At 68.3% G+C, this 20,522-nt stretch carries 19 protein-coding genes; 7 read left to right on the plus strand and 12 right to left on the minus strand.

What is annotated here, in order from left to right; genetic code table 11:
• Nucleotides 1-35 precede the first annotated feature (35 nt).
• Entirely contained in the window at nt 36-662 is a 627-nt protein-coding gene (locus tag IE157_RS00240) for a PH domain-containing protein (RefSeq protein ID WP_318281225.1), read from the plus strand.
• A 5-nt stretch (nt 663-667) separates the two neighbouring features.
• Here the strand turns inward: IE157_RS00240 and IE157_RS00245 are convergent, their stop codons facing one another.
• From IE157_RS00245 to IE157_RS00255, 3 genes are all read right to left on the minus strand, one after another.
• Nucleotides 668-1,810: an ABC transporter permease gene (locus IE157_RS00245; protein ID WP_193518801.1), complete on the minus strand. Its 1,143-nt coding sequence runs from the start codon at nt 1,808-1,810 to the stop codon at nt 668-670.
• Nucleotides 1,807-3,342 (minus strand): ABC transporter permease, encoded by a 1,536-nt coding sequence (locus tag IE157_RS00250; RefSeq protein WP_193518802.1) that lies wholly within the window; start codon nt 3,340-3,342, stop codon nt 1,807-1,809. Before IE157_RS00250 ends, IE157_RS00245 begins: the two co-directional genes overlap by 4 nt.
• Nucleotides 3,343-3,446: 104 nt before the next feature.
• Nucleotides 3,447-5,240 (minus strand): ABC transporter family substrate-binding protein, encoded by a 1,794-nt coding sequence (locus tag IE157_RS00255; RefSeq protein ID WP_193518803.1) that lies wholly within the window; start codon nt 5,238-5,240, stop codon nt 3,447-3,449.
• Nucleotides 5,241-5,515: 275 nt separating this feature from the next.
• Here IE157_RS00255 and IE157_RS00260 point away from each other — a divergent pair, with 275 nt between their 5' ends.
• Both IE157_RS00260 and IE157_RS00265 read left to right on the plus strand, forming a co-directional pair.
• A complete protein-coding gene (locus IE157_RS00260) occupies nt 5,516-6,052 on the plus strand; it encodes a LapA family protein (RefSeq protein WP_318281226.1) in 537 nt (178 codons plus the stop codon).
• Between the two features lie 202 nt (nt 6,053-6,254).
• Nucleotides 6,255-8,468 carry an NADP-dependent isocitrate dehydrogenase gene (locus tag IE157_RS00265; protein ID WP_193518804.1) on the plus strand — a complete coding sequence of 738 codons (2,214 nt, stop codon included), beginning with the start codon at nt 6,255-6,257 and terminating at the stop codon, nt 8,466-8,468.
• A 179-nt stretch (nt 8,469-8,647) separates the two neighbouring features.
• Here IE157_RS00265 and tpx read toward each other — a convergent pair whose 3' ends face one another.
• The gene (gene tpx, locus IE157_RS00270; protein ID WP_193518805.1) at nt 8,648-9,145 is read right to left on the minus strand and encodes a thiol peroxidase; all 498 of its coding nucleotides are present in this window, start codon (nt 9,143-9,145) and stop codon (nt 8,648-8,650) included.
• Between the two features lie 176 nt (nt 9,146-9,321).
• Here tpx and IE157_RS00275 point away from each other — a divergent pair, with 176 nt between their 5' ends.
• A complete protein-coding gene (locus IE157_RS00275; RefSeq protein WP_193518806.1) occupies nt 9,322-10,308 on the plus strand; it encodes a malate dehydrogenase in 987 nt (328 codons plus the stop codon).
• Between the two features lie 37 nt (nt 10,309-10,345).
• Here IE157_RS00275 and IE157_RS00280 read toward each other — a convergent pair whose 3' ends face one another.
• A complete protein-coding gene (locus IE157_RS00280; protein WP_193518807.1) occupies nt 10,346-10,861 on the minus strand; it encodes an O-acetyl-ADP-ribose deacetylase in 516 nt (171 codons plus the stop codon).
• A gap of 56 nt (nt 10,862-10,917) precedes the next feature.
• Here IE157_RS00280 and IE157_RS00285 point away from each other — a divergent pair, with 56 nt between their 5' ends.
• Nucleotides 10,918-11,637 (plus strand): PIG-L deacetylase family protein, encoded by a 720-nt coding sequence (locus IE157_RS00285; RefSeq protein WP_193518808.1) that lies wholly within the window; start codon nt 10,918-10,920, stop codon nt 11,635-11,637.
• Nucleotides 11,638-11,932: 295 nt separating this feature from the next.
• Here the strand turns inward: IE157_RS00285 and IE157_RS00290 are convergent, their stop codons facing one another.
• The 7 genes from IE157_RS00290 to IE157_RS00320 all read right to left on the minus strand — a co-directional run bounded on the left by IE157_RS00290 (nt 11,933) and on the right by IE157_RS00320 (nt 18,079).
• The gene (locus IE157_RS00290; protein ID WP_193518809.1) at nt 11,933-12,118 is read right to left on the minus strand and encodes a hypothetical protein; all 186 of its coding nucleotides are present in this window, start codon (nt 12,116-12,118) and stop codon (nt 11,933-11,935) included.
• Nucleotides 12,115-12,504, minus strand: coding sequence for a YchJ family protein (locus tag IE157_RS00295; RefSeq protein ID WP_193518810.1), 390 nt, complete (start codon nt 12,502-12,504; stop codon nt 12,115-12,117). Before IE157_RS00295 ends, IE157_RS00290 begins: the two co-directional genes overlap by 4 nt.
• Before the next feature lie 197 nt (nt 12,505-12,701).
• Nucleotides 12,702-13,763: an LLM class flavin-dependent oxidoreductase gene (locus IE157_RS00300; protein WP_193518811.1), complete on the minus strand. Its 1,062-nt coding sequence runs from the start codon at nt 13,761-13,763 to the stop codon at nt 12,702-12,704.
• A 192-nt stretch (nt 13,764-13,955) separates the two neighbouring features.
• Complete coding sequence (locus IE157_RS00305) at nt 13,956-14,828, minus strand: uracil-DNA glycosylase (protein WP_193518812.1); 873 nt, start codon at nt 14,826-14,828, stop codon at nt 13,956-13,958.
• A 242-nt stretch (nt 14,829-15,070) separates the two neighbouring features.
• The gene (locus IE157_RS00310) at nt 15,071-15,745 is read right to left on the minus strand and encodes an MOSC domain-containing protein (RefSeq protein WP_193518813.1); all 675 of its coding nucleotides are present in this window, start codon (nt 15,743-15,745) and stop codon (nt 15,071-15,073) included.
• Nucleotides 15,746-15,926: 181 nt separating this feature from the next.
• Nucleotides 15,927-16,817 (minus strand): oxygen-dependent tRNA uridine(34) hydroxylase TrhO, encoded by an 891-nt coding sequence (gene trhO / locus IE157_RS00315; protein WP_098054169.1) that lies wholly within the window; start codon nt 16,815-16,817, stop codon nt 15,927-15,929.
• 545 nt (nt 16,818-17,362) lie between these two features.
• Nucleotides 17,363-18,079, minus strand: a complete 717-nt coding sequence (locus IE157_RS00320; protein WP_064846039.1) for a trimeric intracellular cation channel family protein — start codon at nt 18,077-18,079, stop codon at nt 17,363-17,365.
• A gap of 213 nt (nt 18,080-18,292) precedes the next feature.
• Between IE157_RS00320 and IE157_RS00325 the strand changes: the two genes are divergently transcribed.
• The gene (locus tag IE157_RS00325; protein ID WP_193518814.1) at nt 18,293-19,918 is read left to right on the plus strand and encodes an alkaline phosphatase D family protein; all 1,626 of its coding nucleotides are present in this window, start codon (nt 18,293-18,295) and stop codon (nt 19,916-19,918) included.
• Between the two features lie 81 nt (nt 19,919-19,999).
• Entirely contained in the window at nt 20,000-20,443 is a 444-nt protein-coding gene (locus IE157_RS00330; RefSeq protein WP_193518815.1) for a GNAT family N-acetyltransferase, read from the plus strand.
• The last annotated feature ends 79 nt before the right edge of the window (nt 20,444-20,522 follow it).

Genomic DNA, 20,522 nt, shown 5'->3' on the forward strand with positions numbered 1-20,522 from the left:
GCCGCGGCACGCGCGCATTGCCTAGCATGGGGGTCATGACCCGAGAACCCGCCGCCGAGCCCGAAACCTACCGAGCGTCGTCGGCCCCGTGGCTCACGGGATTCCTGGTGGTCCTGGGTCTGGTGGTGTGCTTCGCGGGCTGGGGCCACACCGTGGCGCACCACGCGGGCGCCGTGTCCGGTGGTCTCGCCCTGGCGGCGCTCGGGTACGCGCTGTACTGGCGCCCCCGGCTCGAGGTGCACGCGGACGACGTGTGCGTGGTGAACCCCCTGCGCACGGTGAGCATCCCGTGGAGCCGGATCGTGGACGTGCGCACCCGTTTCGCGGTGACCATCGCCACGGACCAGGGCGCCCATTCGTGTTTCGCCCTGCCCTCCGCCGGTGCGGGCGCCGCCCTGCGCTCCGGCGTGGACGCCGTGAACCGCAACCACCCGATCGCCCGGCCGGGCGGTGCGGTGCGCGTGGGCGACCTGACCTCGACCGCTTCCGGCGCCGCCGCGCACCGCGTCCGCGACACGTGGCAGCGCAAGATCGAGACCGGGGAACTGGACGTCTTCGCCCGGGACGGTGCACCCGATCCGGTGCGGACCCGGTACGCGCCCGGCCCGCTCGCGGCGGTCGTGGTGCTGACCGCCGCGAGCGCCGTGCTGTTCACGGTGTGAACTGATCATCGTCCGTCCCGGCCGGTGTCCCCGCGCGTCCCGGTGTCGGCCCCGGCGTTCACCGCGGGCTTCGTACCCGGCTCGGACGCCGTGAGCGCGTCCGGGTACTGGTCCGTGCGCTCGCCGGACTCGCGGGCGCGCTTGGGGTTGAACTTGCGCTGGCGCGGGTCGAACGCGTCACGCAGACCGTCACCGATGAAGTTGATGGTCAGCGCGATGGCCACGATGAACACACCGGGCCACCAGAACAACCACGGACGGGTCGCGAAGGCGGTCTGGTTCTCACTGATCAACCGGCCCAGGGACCAGTCCGGGGCCTGGATGCCCAGACCCAGGTAGGACAGCGCGGTCTCCAGCAGGATCGCCGAGGACATCAGCAGCGTGATGTTCACGGTGATCACACCCACGGTGTTGGGCAGGATGTGCTTGAAGATGATCCGACCGCTCGAGGCTCCGGCCAGTCGCGCGGCGTCCACGAACTCGCGTTCACGCAGCGTGAGGAACTCACCGCGCACCAGACGCGCGAGCGGCGGCCACGAGGCCAGACCGATCAGCAGACCCAGCGCGATCACGGTGGCGAACGTGGGCAGGTTGTTGGTACGCACCCACGAAATGGCCAGGCGGCCCAACAGGGCGGCCAGGATCACCAGGGGGATGATGATGATCACGTCGGTCAGACGCATCAGGACGGCCTCGGTCCAGCCCCGGAAGTACCCGGAGAGGCCACCCACCACGGTGCCCACGAGGCCCGCGATGACGCCCACCACGATCATGACCACCAGGGAGTACTGGGTGCCCTGCATGGCCATGGCAAAGAGGTCACGGCCCAGGTTGTCCTGGCCGAACGGGTGCTCCCCGAGCGAGGGCGGGAGCAGGGACAGCGTGGGCCGGCCGCCGTTGAGCACGGTTCCCGTGGCGTCCGGGTCCCACTTCCACCATCCCGGGACGGGGCCGACACCCAGCGAGGTGACGGCGAGGACCACGATGAACAGCAGGACGATCAGGGACACCACGGCGCCCGTGTTGCCGAAGAAGCGCTGGCGCACCAGCTGGCCCTGGCTCTTGCCGCGCACGTCCTGGGGCTTCTCACCGGTCTGCGGGTTCTGTTCGACCTGTTGGGGGACGTCGATAGGTTGTGGCTGGCTCATGCTTTCACCCTCACACGCGGGTCGAGTACGGAGTACACCAGGTCGGCGATCAGGTTGAAGACCATGGCGACGATGCCGGTGATCAGGAACACGCCCATCACCGGGTTGGGGTCCACGTTGCGTACCGATTGGACGAACAACTGCCCCATACCGGTGAACGCGAACACGGATTCCGTGATGATCGCTCCGCCGATCAGACCGCCGATGTCGTAGGCCACGAGCGTAGCCAGCGGGATCAGCGCGTTGCGGAACGCGTGACGCATGACCACGGTCCGCTCGGACAGGCCCTTGGCGCGCGCGGTGCGCACGTAGTCCTGGCCCATGATCTCGAGCATGGACGCGCGCGAGTACCGCGAGTAGGACGCGAGCGCCAACAGGGTGAGACAGATGGTGGGCAACAACAGGTGGGTGAACCGGTCCAGGCCGGTGATCCAGAAGTCACCCGACAGACCCGGGGTGGAGGAGTTCGCCGTGGCGATGGGCCGGCCCCGGATGTGACCGGAGTTCACGTAGTCCGGCCACGACTGCATGAAACGGTCCAGGATGATCAGCAGGGCCACGAAGAACCCGGTGACCCCGCCCACGCGGGCGCCCTGGCCGCGGTCGTAGCCACCGGCGATGTAACCGGCTCCCACGCCCACCAGGATCATCACGATGACCAATCCCAGCGCGCTCAGCAGCCCGCCCCCGGCGAAGAGCGCCTGGACGGGGAAGTAGAGCACGAGGCCCACCGCGACGGTGGCCAGCCCGGCGTAGAGGGCCCGCTTGTTGCGCAGTCCCGCCATGAGGACGGTGGCGATCACGGCCACCAGGATCCCGGTCAGCGCGATCAGCGGGATGCCCAGGAAGGGGTGTGCGAGCCAGTTGGTCGCGAGCACGAAGTAGATGATCCCGAACGTGATCACGAAGCCCAGAACACCCATGAGGATGCGGGTCCGTATTCGCCCGAACGAGACCAGGAACCAGATGAGCCCGGCCACCACGGAGATCGCGAGCAGCGCCGCGATGGACAGTGACGGGTTCTGTAGGAAGTCGTTGAACTGGATGGCTGCGACTTCCTTGAGCAACACCGCGAGCCAGAAGCTCGGCAGTGAGAAGCACAGGAAGGTCAGGAAGGTGATGCCGTAGTCCAGGCCCGAGTACTGCCGCAGTGCGGAGACGATACCCAGGGTGATGCCCACGACGATGGCCAGGATGGTGCCCACCGTGACCAGCATGATGGTCTGGGTCATAGCGTGGCCCAGCAGGCTCGTGACCTCCTGACCGTCACGGCTCACGCCGAGGGAGCAGGTGTCCGCAAAGGGCACGAGGCACCCGAGTGCCCCGCCGAGCCACGTGAAGTAACGCAGGACGGGCGGGGTGTCCAGATTGAGGGCCTCCACGCGCGCCGGGATGAGTTGCTGTGCATTAGGGACGCCGTACAGGTCCCACAAAGGGTCGCCGGAGGCCGCCGTCATGAGGTACACGAGGAACGATGCGCCCAGCAGGATGAGAACGGCAGTGATGAGCCGTCTGAGGATGTAGGAGATCATGGTGCTGCCTCTACACGAGTGATGGTCACGAACTGCGCGGGCGCGGCGTGCCACACCCGCGCAGCATCATGATGAGCTGGAGTCGGTCAGAAATATTGGCCGACTTACTTCCGGCTCCACTCCCACACGTTCCAGAACGCACCCCGTTGGTTGGGCTGGTACTGAACGCCGTCCACCTTGTCGGACACCGCGAAGAAGCCGGGTGATTGGAACAGCGGAAGTCCATATCCGTCGTCGAAGAGATGCTTGTCGATCTCAGTCATCTGCTCCACTCGAGCGTTTTCATCCAGGTTGGAGCGCGCCTCATCGGTGAGCTTATCCACCTCGGAGTTCGAGTACTTCGTGTAGTTGCCTCCGCCGCCCGTCTTGAAGATCTGCGACAGCGCCTCGGTACCCACGCCCGGGGAGACCCAGCCGAAGAGGGATGCCTCGTAGTCACCGTCGGACAGCTTCTCCGACCAGTTGGGGTCGCCCAGGTCTTGAACCTTGAAACCGGCCTTTTCCGCGGACTCCTTGATCAACTGGAATGAGTCCACGCGCAGCGGGTTCTCATTGTTGTAGAGAATGCGCACGGTCGGCGTTTTTCCGTCGAGCAGCTTCTTGGCACCGTCAATGTCCACCTCACCGTAGAGGTTCTTGGCATCGTTGTTCTCAACTGCCTTCTCGTACGGCTCTCCCTGGCTGGACACGAAAATCTGTGAATTCAGAGGAGCCGCGTCCTCCTTCACCGGTTTGATGAGCTGATCCACGATTTGCTGGCGCGGGATCGTCTTGAGGAACGCCTCACGTACGTTCTTGTCCTTGAACACGTTGGCCCCGAAATTCAGGTCAACGTGATCGTAGGCCAGTTGGTCTCCTTCTAGCACCTGCGCATTGTCGATCCCTGACACCTGATCCTTGGTGTCCTTATTCACGTTTCCCGGAGCCATCACATCAACTTCACCGTTGCGCAAGGCCTGGATCTGAGCGGTGGCGTCACCGATGAATCGAACGGTAATTTCATCGAGTTTACCCTCGTGTTCACCGTTGTAATTTTCGTTGCGCTTGAGGGTAATCGAGTTCCCCTTGTCGATCGCAGCAATCTTATATGGGCCGTTCGAGACCAGCACGGATTCGTCCGAGGGCATTTCTGTGAAGTTGAACGATGTATCCCAGGATTTTGCAATCTTGGTCAGTTCCGGGCGCTCCTTCGGCTTGGCAGGGTCCCCCTTGGGTTCATCTTCAAGAACCTTGAGCAATTCATCTTCGCTCATTCCCGCTTTTTGGGCCACCACATGAGCCGGCTGAAGATCCTGATCAGCGGTGAAAGCAATCTCCCAGTCAGCTTGCGGTTGCTTGTACGTGAGCGTCATCTTTTTTCCGTCATCGGAGAACTCGGGCTTGTCGGTCTTTCCCAAGATGTCCGTGGAGCCCGCGATCGAGAAGTAGCTGGCACCGGCATTGCCAGATTCTGACTTGTCGTTGTAGTAGCCCGAGTTGATGGCCCACCACAGCATGAGGTCGGCCTTGTCCACCGCATTGCCGTCCGACCACTTGGGGTCCTTGAGTTCGTATTCCACCGTGAGAGGGTCGTCCGAGACCTTCTTGTATGTGCCAAACCCCTCATTAGGTTGGATCTTCTGTTCCGGGTCCACGTAGTAGAATCCCTCGCGTGTTGCTGTTGCGATTTTCCCGTTGATATCAAGGTTGGTTTTCACGTAGCCCGGGTTCGCGCCGGTAAAGGCGTTGGTTTCCGCGACGCTCACCACGCCGCCGCTCTGCGCGCTCGCGCTGCTGTCACCGCCCCCACCGTTGTTGTCGTCGCCCCCGCCGCCCACGCTGGCGCAGCCGGTCAGTGTCAGTGCAGCGATTGCCGCGACGGACACGGCAGCCTTCCCTGTGAAGGTGTACTTTCCCATGACGTTTCCTCCCGATGTGGTGTCCATGGACTGTGCGTTGCACCCCGGTGGTTGTTACCCCGAGCCGGGGCCGGCATCACCGATGGATTATGGTGCGTCTCACGATGAAGCACAGGTTACTCGCGGATAACCTTTTCGGGGAGAAACCTCCCGCGTGTCTCGGGAGTGTCGAATGATTTCGTCGTGGCGCGGGCAATGCCGAGCATCGAATCACATTCCGTGATATTGGCCGTACGCTGTTGCCATCATCACTTCGCCCCGTCAGGAGGCCCCCCGTGACCAACACACCGCACGAGCCCCGTAACGCGCCTCGTCTCCCCCCGGACGACGCCGCACGCCCGCCTCACACTCCCGGCTCCCGTTCCGTGGGCAAACCGCTGCGCGAGGGGTACGCGGACGCGCACGCGGCGCCGTCGGCCCCCGTGGACGCGCAACATCCCGGGACGGCGGTCACGGACAGCGGGACCGCGCACTCGGCCTCGGGGGCCGGGGGTACGGCCTCCCCCGTGGATCCCTCGCTGGACAAGCCCGTCAAGCGCGGCGTGTCGGGGACCGTGTGGGCGGCGCTGATCCTGGGCGTGATCGTGCTGATCCTGTTGCTGGTCTTTATCATCCAGAACAACGTGGCCACGCGATTCGAGTACATGGCGTGGACGTTCAGCCTTCCGTTGGGCGTGGCCATGCTGCTCTCGGCGATCGCTGGGGCCCTGATCATGGCCCTCGTGGGGTCCGTGCGGATGTTCTCTTTGGGTCACCGCGTGCGCAAGCTCGAACGCGAGCGCGAACGGATCAGGACCTCGCTGCACGGCTGAGAGCCCACTGCACCACGGCGCGCGGCGCCGGTCGATCGGGACCGGCGCCGCGCGTCGTCGTACTCCGGGGAGTGCGCGAGCGTGACAGCGCGTAGGGCGCGTGGTGACCAGCCGGTGGGCCCGCCGCACACGGAATCGGGTGCGGGCCAGCGGGTATCCTGGGAGGCAGCCCAGTGACCGTCAATGCAAGGAGCCATCGCTCATGCCCAAGATCATCTACACCGAGACCGACGAAGCACCCATGCTCGCTACGTACTCGTTCAAGCCGATCGTGGAGGCGTTCGCGTCCACCGCCGGTGTGGAGGTGGAGACCCGGGACATTTCCCTGGCCGCGCGCATCCTGGCCCAGTTCCCGGACCGCCTCACCGACGAGCAGCGGGTCCCGGACACCCTGGCCGAGCTGGGCGAACTCGTGGAGACCCCTGAAGCGAACATCGTCAAGCTGCCGAACATCTCCGCGTCCATCCCGCAGCTGAAGGCCACCATCAAGGAGTTGCAGGCGGACGGCTACGACCTGCCGGACTACCCCGAGGTCGCCACCTCGGACGAGGCCAAGGACATCCGCGCGCGTTACGACCGTGTCAAGGGCTCCGCCGTGAACCCCGTGCTGCGCGAGGGCAACTCGGACCGCCGCGCCCCCAAGGCCGTGAAGAACTACGCCCGGCAGCACCCGCACTCCATGGGCGAGTGGAGCAAGGACTCCAAGACCAACGTGGCCACGCTCGGCCACGACGACTTCCGCAGCAACGAGAAGTCCGTGATCATCCCCGAGGACGACACCCTGACCATCCAGCTCGTCACCGACCGGGGCACCACGGTGCTCAAGGAGTCCTTGCCCGTACTGGCCGGTGAGGTCGTGGACGGCACCTTCATGAGCGCCGCCGCGCTGGACGCGTTCCTCGCGGAGCAGGTGGCCCGCGCCAAGTCCGAGGACGTCCTGTTCTCCACCCACCTCAAGGCCACCATGATGAAGGTCTCCGACCCCATCATCTTTGGCCACGTGGTCACCGCGTTCTTCCGGGATGTCTTCGACCGCTACGGAGAGGACCTCGCCAAGGCGGGGCTGTCCCCCAACGACGGCCTGGGTGGAATCTTCTCGGGCCTGGACGCCCTGGACAACGGCCAGGAGATCAAGGCCGCGTTCGACAAGGCGATCGACGAGGGCCCCGAGCTGGCCTACGTGAACTCGGACAAGGGCATCACCAATCTCCACGTGCTCTCGGACGTGATCGTGGACGCCTCTATGCCCGCCATGATCCGCACGTCCGGAAAGATGTGGGGTCGCGAGGGCGAGCAGAAGGACACCCTGGCCGTGTTGCCGGACTCCTCCTACGCGGGGGTCTACCAGGTCGTGATCGACGACTGCCGCGAGAACGGCGCGTACGATCCCACGACCATGGGTACCGTCCCCAATGTGGGTTTGATGGCACAGAAGGCCGAGGAGTACGGCTCCCACGACAAGACCTTCGAGATCCAGGACGCTGGCACCGTCCAGGTGGTCAACGGTGCCGGTGAGGTGCTGCTGTCCCACGAGGTCCAGCCCGGTGACATCTGGCGTGCGTGCCAGGCCAAGGACGCCCCCATCAAGGACTGGGTGCAGCTGGCCGTGCGGCGTTCCCGCGACTCCGGGATGCCCGCCGTGTTCTGGCTGGACGAGTCCCGCGCCCACGACCGCAACCTGATCACCAAGGTGGAGCAGTACCTCGCGGAGGAGGACACCGACGGTCTGGACCTGCGGATCCTCTCCCCCGCGGAGGCCACCAAGTTCACGGTGAAGCGGCTGCGCCGCGGCGAGGACACCATCTCGGTGACCGGTAACGTGCTGCGCGACTACCTCACGGACCTGTTCCCCATCCTGGAACTGGGCACGTCCGCCAAGATGCTGTCCATCGTGCCGCTCATGAACGGCGGTGGCCTGTTCGAGACCGGCGCCGGTGGTTCCGCGCCCAAGCACGTGCAGCAGCTGCAGGAGGAGAACCACCTGCGCTGGGATTCCCTGGGTGAGTTCCTGGCGCTCGCCGCGTCCTTCGAGCACCTCGCCAGCCGCTACGACAACGCCAAGGCGCAGGTCCTCGCGGATACCCTGGACCGCGCGACCGGGACCTTCCTCAACGAGAACAAGTCCCCGTCCCGGAAGGTCAACGAGCTCGACAACCGCGGTTCGCACTACTACCTGGCCAAGTTCTGGGCCGAGGAGCTCGCGCAGCAGACCGAGGACTCCGAGCTCGCGCAGGCGTTCCAGAAGGTCGCTTCCGAGCTGCGCGAGAACGAGGACACCATCAACGCCGAACTGCTGGACGTGCAGGGTTCCCCCGCGGATCTCGGCGGGTACTACTGGCCCGTCCCGGAGAAGGTCTCCGCGGTGATGCGCCCCTCCGCCACGCTCAACGAGATCGTGGACGGGCTCAGCGCCTGACGTTCCGGAGTGTCTCGCGCGTGTGACGGACCCAGGTTCGCGCACGCGCGGCAACCGACGACGACGCCGCGTCGCCTCCGCACGGGGGCGGTGCGGCGTCGTTCGTTATCCGTCCCGAAAGATCCGGACACGCGAAAGGGGCGGGACCGCACGGCCCCGCCCCTCCTCCGGTGAGCTGATCAGGAGACGGCGGCGACAGCGGCGTCGTAGTCCGGCTCCTCGGTGATCTCCTCGACGAGCTGGGTGTGGACGACCTTGCCGTTCTCGTCCACGACCACGACGGCGCGGGCCAGCAGACCCTCGAGCGGGCCGTCCGTCTGGGTCACACCGTAGTCCTCGCCGAACGACGAACGGAACGCGGACGCGGTGGTGACGTTGTCGATGCCCTCCGCGGCGCAGAACCGGCCCTGCGCGAACGGCAGGTCCTTGGAGACACACACCACGGCGGTGTTCTGCAGGGACGCGGCGCGCTGGTTGAACTCGCGCACGGACTTGGCACACACGCCCGTGTCCAGGGACGGGAAGATGTTGAGCACCATGCGCTTGCCCGTGAACTCGTCCGAGGCCACGGGGCTCAGATCCGCTCCCACGAGGTCGAAGGACGGCGCGGACTCTCCCTGGGCGGGCAACTCGCCGACGGTGTGGACGGGGTTTCCTTGGAATGCAGTAGTAGCCATGTCTCCATTGTGGTGCGCGCCACTGGCCCGTGACACGTATGTCCGCCGTGCGCTGAACCGGGCTCGCTGATAGCCTCTGTGCCACCCCGCCCCGTGAGACGAGTCACACGGGTACCCCGCATCAGAGTCGCGTGACCGCCGGGCACCCCGGAGCGCGCAGCCCAGGAGGAATCACCGTGAATACCACTCCCGTCACCGTGGCCGTGACCGGCGCCGCCGGCCAGATCGGATATAGCCTGCTGTTCCGGATCGCTCACGGGGACCTGCTCGGCCCCGAACGCCCCGTCCGGCTGAGGCTTCTGGAGATCCCGCAGGCCCTGCCCGCCCTCGAGGGAACCGTCATGGAACTGCAGGACTGCGCGTTCCCGCTGCTCGCGGACGTGGAGATCGACTCCGACGCCCGCACGGTGTTCGACGGCGCTCAGCTCGCCTTGCTCGTGGGTGCCCGCCCGCGGGCCAAGGGGATGGAACGCAGCGACCTGCTTGAGGCCAACGGTGCGATCTTCACGGAACAGGGCCGAGCCCTCAACGACGTGGCCCACGACGACGTGCGCGTGGTCGTGACCGGCAACCCGGCCAACACCAACGCGCTGATCGCCCAGCGCCACGCCCCGGACATCCCCGAGTCCCGGTTCAGCGCCCTGACCCGGTTGGACCACAACCGGGCCGCGGCCATGCTCGCCGCTGAGACCAAAACCTCGGTCGCGAAGGTCAAGAACCTCAGCGTGTGGGGCAACCACTCCGCCACGCAGTACCCGGATCTGGACCACGCCATTGTGGCCGGGCGGCCCGCCCTGGACCTGGTGTCCCGCAAATGGGTCACGGACACGTTCATCCCCACGGTGTCCCAGCGGGGTGCGGCGGTGCTGCAGGCCCGCGGTGCGTCCTCCGCCGCATCCGCGGCGAGCGCGACGCTCGATCACGCCCGCGACCTCATGCTCGGTAACCGCCACGGGGACTGGACGTCCATGGCCGTGGTCTCCGACGGTTCCTACGGTGTCCCGGCCGGCCTGGTCAGCTCGTTCCCGGTCACCACGTCCGGGGGCGACTGGTCCGTGGTGCAGGGCCTGGAGATCTCCGAGTTCTCGCGTTCACGCATCGACGCGTCCGTGGCGGAACTCGAGTCCGAGCGCGACGCCGTGCAGCAACTGGGCTTGATCTGAGCCCGGCCCTGACCCGCACCGCCGTGTGCGGGGCGGGTCAGGAGTTCTCGGCCAGGGCGTCGCGGAACGCTTGCTCGGCGGCGTCGGAGAAGGGGACGAAGACGACGGTGTCCACGGAGGTGTCCGCGGCGAGGACCGTGCGCACGGCGATCCGGGCGGCGTCGTCCATGGGCCAGCCGTAGATCCCGGCGGAGACCGCGGGGAAGGCCACGAACACGGCGCCGATCTCGTCCGCCACGCGCAGCGACTCGCGGTAGCACGAGGCCAGGACGTCACTGCGATCGGTCTTCTTCGCGAACACCGGGCCCACCGTGTGGATGACCCACGTGGCGGGCAGATCATACCCCTTGGTCGCCACGGCCCCGCCCGCGGGCAGCCCGTCCGGGAGGGTCGTCTCCCGCAACTGCTTGCACTCGGCGAGCAGCTGTTTCCCGGCGGCGCGGTGGATCGCCCCGTCCACACCGCCTCCGCCCAGGAGCCTGGAGTTGGCCGCGTTGACGATGGCGTCCGCGTGGATTTTCGTGATGTCACCCCTGCGAATCTCGATGTTCATACGGCCACACTAGTCCCGCCCTGTCACCGAACCCCATGGGCCCCTAGGCTGGGAGCATGGCCGATCTCGAACTGTTCGACGATTCAGGGGTCCACACCGTCCTGTGCGTGGTGGCCCACCCGGACGACATGGAGTACGGGGGTTCGGCCGCCGTCGCCCGCTGGACCCGGCGCGGCGCGACGGTGAGCTACCTATTGTTGACCGCCGGGGAGGCGGGGATCCGGGACCGCGATCCGAGCGACGTCGGCCCGTTGCGGCGGGGCGAACAGGAAGCGGCGTGCCGGGCCGTGGGGGTCACCGATCTGCGGGTCCTGGACCTGCCGGACGGGACCCTCCAATACGGACTGGACCTGCGGCGCAGGATCGCGCGGGTGATCCGCGAGGTCCGCCCGGACACCGTGGTCACGATCGACTGGTCCGTGGAGGCCGGGTGGGGTCTCAACCAGGCCGACCACCGCGTGGCCGGGATGGCCGCGCTCGACGCTCTGCGGGACGCCGATAATCCGTGGGTGTTCCGGGAGCTGCTCGAGGACGAGGGGCTCGAGGCGTGGGGCGCCGAACGGTTGCTCGTTACGGGCGCGCAACCCGATCATGCGATCGAACTGTCCGAGGAGGACATCACCGCGGCGGTCGAGTCGCTGCGCTGCCACAAGCAGTACCTCGCCGCGCTGGACGGGCACCCGGATCCGCACGAGATGATCACGGGCATGACCGAAGGCGCCGGGCGCGCCGCGGGTGTGGACCACGCTCTCGGGGTGCGGGTTTTCCCGCTCTGACGTCCTCGGAGTTGTCCGCGGAGACGTCACCAGGGGCGACGGCGCTCGTGCCCCCGCGGGGACGCTGGCATTGGCGCCGTTCGCCTCCCCGCAATGTCTCGTAGCAGTCAGCCCCTCCCCCGGGCGAGCACGTCACGGGAACGGTCTCCCCCAGCGCGATGAGACACACCGCGACCACGTTGGTCCCGGCCACCCCGGTGAAGAACCCGAAGGCCCGGGCGGGGACGTGCAGGTCCTCGAGAACCCGCTGCGGATAGGCGACCACGCGCCACGCGGTGAGGACCACGAGCATCGCCTAGACCGCGAGTGCGAACCCCATGACCACGGTGGCGGGTCCGTGGAATCCCAGGTGGTACGCCCCCACGGAGACGATGACGGAGGCCACGACCACCGCAAAGCACGACCGCGGCAGGCTCGGCACATTGCTCTTCAGCGCACCCAGTGCCCGTCCGGTGATCCCTGCCGTGGCTGTGCCACTCACGCGTCCTCGACCGGGGCCGTGTAGAACCACCGGCCCGCACGCTTGGCGAACCGTGAGTTCTCACGCAGGACGCCCGGGCCGTCGGGACCGCGGTAATTGGTCTCGAACTCGACGGTGCCGACGGCGTCGTCCTCCCCGCCGGCCTCTGTGCGCACGATCGTGAGCCCCGTCCATTCGACCCGGGGATCGCTCGCGGTGTCCGCGGGACGGTTCGCGGGGTGCCACGTGCGGAACAGGTGGTCGTCGTCGCCCGTGGCGAACGCGGTGTAGCGCGAACGCATGAGGGCCTCCGCGGTCACGGGCCACCGCTCGTGACGCACCGCGGGGCCGCAGCACTGTTCGAACGGGGCACCGGCGGGCAGCCCACCGCAGGGACAAACACTCATGCGCGGGAGTTTACCCCCGCGCTGCCCCCACCCCTCGGGGTGCGACGTCGCCCTACCCGGCGCGTGCACGTGGCCTTCGCCGGTCGGGCCGCATGACAGCCGGGCGGTACGTCAGCGGGCGGCACGGGGGCCGCGGGTCCGACGATCGTCGTCGGGCGCATCCCGCGGCCCGCCCCGTGCGGCCATGGCTCCGGCGGTCAGCGACCCGCGATCGAGTACCCCTGGACAGGGCCCTCCGTGTTGGGTTTCCACCCGAGGGCGGGTGCCACGTGCTTGGCGAAGTTCTCGAGGATGCGCAGGTTCAGCTCGGGGCCCAGCTGGCTCGGGATAGTGAGCATGAGGGTGTCGGCGGACATGACGGCGTCGTCGGCGCGCAACTGCTCGATGAGGACGTCCGGCGAATCGGCGTAGGTGCGCCCGAACGTGGAGGTGAACCCGTCGATCACGCCCACCTGGTCGCGGGACTCGCGCGCGCCCATGTAGGAGAAGATCTTGTCCTCGGGGCCCACGATCGGGAACACGCTGCGGCTCACGGACGTGCGCGGCGTACGCGTGTGGCCCGCCTTCGCGAAGGCCTCGCGGTAGCGGCGCAACTGATCCGCCTGTTGCGCGGCGAACGTACCCTCGTTGGCCTCCGTGAGCAGTGTGGAACTCATGAGGTTCACGCCCTGCTCGCCCGCCCACTCGGCGGTCCGGCCCGAACCGGCACCCCACCACACGCGTTCCGCGAGACCCGGTGATTGCGGTTCGATGGCGAGCCGTGCTCCCGCGCCGTACTGGGCGGGATCCGCGTAGGTCATGGGCTCACCCTTGATGGCCCGCAGGAACGTGTCGAAGTGCTCCCGGGCGATGTCCGCACCGCGCGGATCCGTGGAACCCAGGTAGCCGAACGCCTCCCACCCGCGCAGCGCGGGCTCAGGTGAACCGCGGCTCACGCCGAGGGCCACGCGGCCGTCCGCGATGAGGTCCAACTGGGCCGCTTCCTCCGCGAGGTAGAGCGGGTTCTCATAGCGCATGTCGATCACGCCGGTGCCCACCTCGATGTGGCGGGTACGGGCCGCAATGGCGCTCAACAGGGGCATGGGGGACGCGGACTGGCGTGCGAAGTGATGCACGCGGAAGTACGCGCCGTTGACGCCCAGCGCGTCCGCGCCCTCGGCGATCTCGATCGCGTCCTTGAGGGCCTGACGAGCATCCGGGTCCGCGCGTCCACGCCCGGAACCGTAATGACCGAAACTCAGGAATCCGAAAGCCTTCATGACCGGTGCAACTGCGACCCCACCCCTTTTATTTCCGGTGCAACTTCTTCCGCGATGAGCACGACGCCGCTCGGTGTCAATCGCACGCCGGCGTCCGGGCATCCCGTGTCCGCAGGGGTGATTTTCCAGCGGCCCGTGCGCGCGCGGCGTCGTCGCACCCCGGAATCGGCCCCGCGGGGGCAGTTCCCGGGGTCAGGCCTCGCCAGACTCCTCCTCCCCTGAGGCGGGGGCCGCGGCGAGGGCCATGACGTCGTCGAGCATCTCACGCGTGAGCAGGCCCGTGAACGTGTTGCGCTGGCTCACGTGGTAGCACCCCACGAGTCGCACCGTGCGGTCTTCCGGCGTGCGCAACCGTGCCACGGCACCGTGGCCGAACTTCGGGCGCGGTCGGGGCACGTCCCAACCCATGCGCGCCGCGGCGGCCAGGGTCGTCTGCCATGCGATGCCCCCGAGCGCGAGCATGCTCTCGAGATGCGGGAGCAGCGCGATCTCCCGCTCGAACCAACCACTGCACGCCGCCTTCTCGTCGGGTGCGGGCTTGTTGGCGGGCGGCGCGCAGCGCACCGGGGCGATCATCTGCACGCCGCGCAGGGTCTGCCCGTCCCCCGCGGTGCTCACGGTCTCGTTCGCCGCGAACCCCGCGCGGTACAGCGCCGCATAGATCCAGTCCCCGGCACGATCCCCCGTGAACATGCGACCCGTCCGATTGCCGCCGTTCGCCGCGGGCGCGAGACCCACGATCACGAGCCGCGCCATGGGGTCCCCGTAGGACGGCACCGGGCGCCCCCAGTACGGCTCCCCCGCGAACGACGCCCGCTTGTGCTCGGCCACGTCCTCCCGCCACTCGACGAGCCGCTCGCACGTGCGACACACGCTGCACAGGGCGTTGAGCTGCTCGACGTCGCTCGCCCCCGCCGCAAGCTCACGCACCCGGGCGGCGTCGTGGGCCACGGGGGTGTCCGCTCGCGCGGGGTCCTCCGGCCACCCGGTCCCGGGCGGCACCGGGGACGGGAAGAGCCGCCCGGTGAGCGGGTGGGGCAGGAGCGTCTGGGGGTTCTCAGCCATGCGGGTGCCTGTCTCAAGGGTGCGAGTGGGTGTGGAAGGGTGCGGAAATGCGGTGACGTGCGGTGCGGAGCGGCGGGCCGCCCGAGCCGGGCCGCGCCGGTCGGGAGCGCCGTCGTCCGCACGGCCGACACTGTCGTCGGCGGAGTGGGCGACGCCGCCCGGGCCGCGAGCGCCGTCATCCCCGCCCCGAGCGGAACAGGTAGGGAATGACCGAGGCGAGCACGCGACGTCGGGCCCGCGGCTCAGAGCAGGGTGTCCTCCCCGAGCCGGCGCAGGATCTGCCGGCGCCAGCGCTGTGGGAACTCCGGGGCGCGGGTCAGCGCACGGTAGGCGTCCGGGTCCGCCATGCCGGCGTTCATGATGCGCACGACATCGCTCACGGACACCGCGCCCGACGGCCGGCTCGTGAACTCGAACGTGTCCCCCGCGGCCACGTGACCTTCGCGCAGGACCCGCAGGTAGAACCCCGTGCGGCCGGTGTCCTCCATGTCCCGGGGCAGCTGGGCGTCCTGCCACCTGCGGGACACCGTGGCGCACGGCGTGCGGGGCTGGGTCACCTGGACCACCGCGGTGCCCACCCGGTACACGTCCCCCAGGTGGACCTGATCCTCCGTGGCGCCGCGCAACGTGAGGTTCTCGGAGAACGCCCCGGGGCCCAGATCGCGGCCCTCGCGGCGCCACGCGTCGTAGTTCTCATGGGGATAGCAGCACACGGCCTTCTCGGGGCCGCCGTGCACCGGGATGTCCCCCTGCTCGTCGCCGATGAATCCCGTGGCGCTCAGGAACACCCGGTCCGCGCGGGTCTCCTTCTCCGCGGCGGTTTCGAAGACCTTGCCGCCCCAGCGCTGCCGCCGCACCGCGCCGGTGTGCAGTGCGACCACCGCGGCATCCGTGACCGTCAGTTGTGGATTCTCCATGGGTCCTCCTGATCCCGGGGACTGCTCACCGGATGGGGTATGGGCGCCGCTCGCGCGGTCCGGCCGGTCCGCCCGCCTGTCAGTTGCTTCACGACCCGCGGCGTCTCGCGCTGCCGCGTGCTGTTTCGTGCGCCGCGCGTGGCTCGTTGCTCCTTGCTCCTTGCTCCTTGCTCGCTGTGATTCATGCGTGCGCCGGGACACAGTCCGGACAGTACACCCGGGCCCCGGAGGCCGTGCAGTCCTCGCAGCACAGGAACAGCTGCCGGCATGTGGGTTCCGCGCAGTTCACGAACGTGGGTGTCGCCGTGCCGCATTCCTCGCAGCGGCCCAGCGAGCGCGCATCAGGGGAGAATTCCATGTGCATACGCTTGTCGAAGACGTAGAGGGAGCCGTCCCACAGTCCGTGGTCCCCGTACTGCTCGCCGTAGCGCACGATCCCGCCGTCCAGCTGGTACACGTCCCGGAATCCCCGGTTCTTCAGCAGCACGCTCAACACCTCGCAGCGCACTCCCCCGGTGCAGTAGGTCACCACGTGCTTCTCCTTGAGGTGATCGTACTTCCCGGAGTCGAGTTCGCGGATGAAGTCCCGCGTGGTGCCCGTGTCGGGGACGACGGCGTCCCGGAACCTCCCAATCCGCGCCTCCAGCTCGTTGCGACCATCGAAGAACACCACGTTTTCCCCGCCCCGGTCCACGAGCTGGTGCAGTTCGCGGGGTGTCAGGTGGGTGCCACCGCCCTGGACCCCGTGCTCCGTGACCGTGATGACGTCCGGGGCGTGGAAGGACACGAGCTCGGGGCGCACCTTGACGCTCAACCGGGGGAAGTCGTCCCCGCGGCCGTCCGACCACTTGACGTCCGCATCCTTGAACGGGACGTACTCCCGCAGCCCGCGGACGTACCGTTTCACGTCCTGGATGTCCCCGCCCACCGTGGCGTTGATCCCCTGTGCGGAGACGATGATCCGCCCCGTCACATTGCTGCTCCGCGCCAGGTTCAGCTGCCACAACCGCACCGCCTCCGGATCCGGCAAGGGTGTGAAGACGTAGAACAGCACGATCTTGGGGAGGGACATGACTCCAGCGTAGATCCCCGCTCCGACCGAACATCTGTGCCCCGAAAAAGCCGTTCCCGGCCGATCCCGCGGTCGTTCCGGGGCATGTGTGTTGTGGAGTGGGATTGCCGCGGGGGTGTAAGGCGGGGGATGTGGGGCGGGGTGCGGGTGCGCGTGGCCCTCGCTGGATTGGATACAGCCGTGGGGAGGGCCGCACCTGTCACCGACCCGGCGGTGTGGGGCTCACAGGTCCCGCGATCCGTGCTCCGCGCGGTGGACGCCCGACTTGATGAGCCGCCAATGACCCACCGGCGCCGAACCTCCGGCACATCGTTCTAGGGAGCACCATGTCCACCGCGTCCGTTTCCGTCGGCGCCCCCAGCGCTCATCGTGATCTTCTCCCTGCTGGCGGGTCGCAACGCGTCCAAGTTATGGACCAACGAGGCGCCCGCGAAGGACGTCTCCCCCGCCGGCTGACCGTTCCCCGCGTACCGGGACGCAGCGGCGTTGTCCGCCGTTCGCGTGAGCCCCCGGGTCCGGACCTGTCGGCGCGGTCCGCTCCGGTGTCACACCCGACGACGCCGCCGCACCCCTCCCCGCTCGCGACGCACGTGTCTGCCCGTGGCGGGTCTGCGGCGCAACCGTGCCAGCGCCCCGGGGCCGAGGTTCGCGGGGCCGGGCAGGCGCCACCCGAAACGGCGCGCTGCGACGCTGACCACGGCGCTGAGGACGATGGCCCCGGCCATACCGGCGGTCTCGTGACCCAGGCCCGCGAGCAGCGCCATGAGGCCACTCGAGAGCAGGGCGCTCGTGGCGTAGAGGGTGTTCCCGCCGAAGATGGCGGGCAACCGGCCCACGGCGATGTCCCGGATCATCCCCCCGCCCACGGCGGTGACGACCCCCAGCAGGATGGCCGGTGGCCATGCGAGCCCGGCACCCAGGGCCTTGACGGTGCCCGTGGCGGCCCAGCACCCCACCGAGAGACAGTCGGCCACGAACAGGGCGCGCATCGTCCAGCGGTGACCGAAGACCATGAGGTAGGCGATCACCGCGCCGGCGAGCGCGGAGGTGAGGTAGGCGGGGTTGGTCAGCGCCACCGGGAAGCCCTGTTGCAGCAGCGTGTCCCGCAGCATGCCGCCGCCCAGTCCGGAGACGATGGCGAGCACCGTGAATCCCACGAGGTCCATGCGCAATTGGCGGGCCACGACGCCGCCCAGGATCCCGTTGGTCAGCACGCCCAGCAGATCCACGGCGCTGAAGACGGATGCCGCCTCGATGCTCACTGCGTGTTCTCCCGTCGACCCGTTGCGTGAACGGGGACCAGCATAGGGGCCGATCGGCGCACCGGGCGGCAACCGGCACGTCGATCGGTTACGCGGGTGGGAACCCCGGCTGCCCGTGGTGCACCCCGTGGGGGTATCGGTGCACGTCAGAGCGGATCCGAAGATTCACCCGGGAGCAATCCACGGGTCACCCACGGCGCCGATCATGAGGTCATGACTCTTCAGAACGGCCCCTTGAACCGTCGTCAGCTCATGAGCGGGGCCGCCCTGGCCGCCGCCGTGACCGCCGTCCCCTCCGCCGCGCTCGCCCATGACAAGCCCTCTCGCGGGCCGGGGCTCGTGGTCGAGCGCCTCACCCTCCCGAGCGGGGTGGCCAGTGGCGACGTCACCTCCGACTCCGCCGTGCTGTGGGCACGATCCTCCGGCGCGGGGCGCTTGCACGCCGTACTGCGGGCCACCGCGGCGGACGGCACCGTCCTGCGCGGGCGCCACGCCACCAAGCTGCACCTCGTGAGCGGGTGGGCCCACCCCGGGACCGACCACACGGCCAAGATCCTGGCCCGGAAGCTTCCCGCCGGAACCCGCTTCGACGTGACGTACCGTTTCGAGGACGACTCCGGACGCATGGGTGAGCGACTCACGGGGTCGTTCACGACCGCCCCGGAGCGTACGAACCGCCGCGGTCAGTGCGCTCCCCAGTCCTTTGTATGGACCGCTGACACCGCCGGTCAGGGCTACGGCATCAACCCGGAGATCGGAGGCATGCGCGGTTATGCGGCAATGCATGCCACGCGGCCCGATTTCTTCCTGCACTCCGGGGACACGATTTACGCGGACAACCCCCTGGAGCCCACGCGCCAGGTACCGGGTGAACCGCTGTGGCGCAATGAGGTCACGGAGGAGGTCTCCAAGGTCGCCGAGACGCTTGCCGAGTTCCGGGGCCGCCACCGCTACAACATGATGGACACCAACCTGCGGGCCATGTACGCGGAGGTCCCCGTGATCGCGCAGTGGGACGACCACGAGACCACTAACAACTGGTGGCCCGGTGAGGTCCTGGACGACCCGCGGTACACGCAGGTCCGGGACGTGGACACCCTGGCCGCCCGCGGTCGGCAGGCGTGGCAGGAGTACATGCCCATCGCCGACTCCCGCGCACTGCGCCGCGGCACCGGTTTCGAGCCCGCGCGCATCCACCGCAAGATCGCCCGGGGCCCTCATCTGGACGTCTTCGCCCTGGACATGCGCACGTTCAAGAGCGAGAACACCAATGGGCTGGAGTCGCACGAGACGGAGATCCTGGGCGAGGAACAGACCCGGTGGTTGATCCACGAGCTGTGCCGGTCCCGGGCCACGTGGAAGGTCATCGGCAACGACCTCCCCCTGGGTCTGGTGGTCCCGGACGGGAAGGGACAGGAATCCATCTCCAACGCGAACCACGGTGCACCACTGGGCCGTGAGCTGCAGCTGGCCCGCGTGCTCAAGGCGATCAAGGACCACCGGATCAAGAACGTGGTGTTCCTCACCGGGGACGTGCACTACTGCGCAGCCCACCACTACTCCCCGGAGCGGGCCGCGTTCAAGGACTTCACGCCGTTCTGGGAGTTCGTGGCCGGGCCCATCAACGCCGGTTCCTTCGGCCCCAACGAGCTGGACCGCACGTTCGGCCCCCGCGTGGACTTCCAACAGGCCGGTCCGCCCATGGGCTCCCCGCGCTCGGGCGAGCACCAGTACTTCGGACACGTGAACGTCTCGGGGGACGGCAGCGCGTTCACGGTGCGCCTCATCAACGCCAACGGCACCACGGTCTACACCCGCACGCTCACGCCGCAGCGGTGACCGCCGCGTGCGCCCTGCGGCACCCACGAACACCCCGCTGGCGTGGTGTTGCGTGCTCCGCGGATGCGCCAGGATAGGAGCATGAACGACACCCTGCCCGGTTACACCGTCCTGGACGGCCCGCCCACGATCCCGGACTACCTGACGCTGCGCCGTGAGGCGGGGATGAGCCCCAAGACCGAGGAGCAGGCCGCGGCCGGGATCGGCGGCGCGTGGGCGGCGGTCCACGTGATCCACGACGAGTCCGGCGACACCGTGGGCATGGGCCGGGTGATCGGGGACGGCGGGTGGTACTTCCACGTCATCGACATGGCGGTGTTGCCGCCGCACCAGGGCAGGGGTATCGGCTCCGCGGTCCTGCGCGCGCTGCTGGATCGCATCCGCCGCGACGCACCGCCGGGCGTGTACGTGTCCCTCATGGCGGATGAGCCCGGACGTCCGCTGTACGAGCGGCACGGGTTCACGGACCCGGCGCCGCGGACCATCGGGATGAGCCTGTCCTTGGATCGTGGTGCGCATGACTGAGCGTCCCTCCGCTCGGGGAAATCCGGGGTCCGCCCCACAGGACGACGGCGACGCCGCCCCGGGTCACGCCGTTTCAGGT

Source organism: Kocuria marina (genome assembly GCA_014652975.1).
Classification (GTDB): domain Bacteria; phylum Actinomycetota; class Actinomycetes; order Actinomycetales; family Micrococcaceae; genus Kocuria; species Kocuria marina.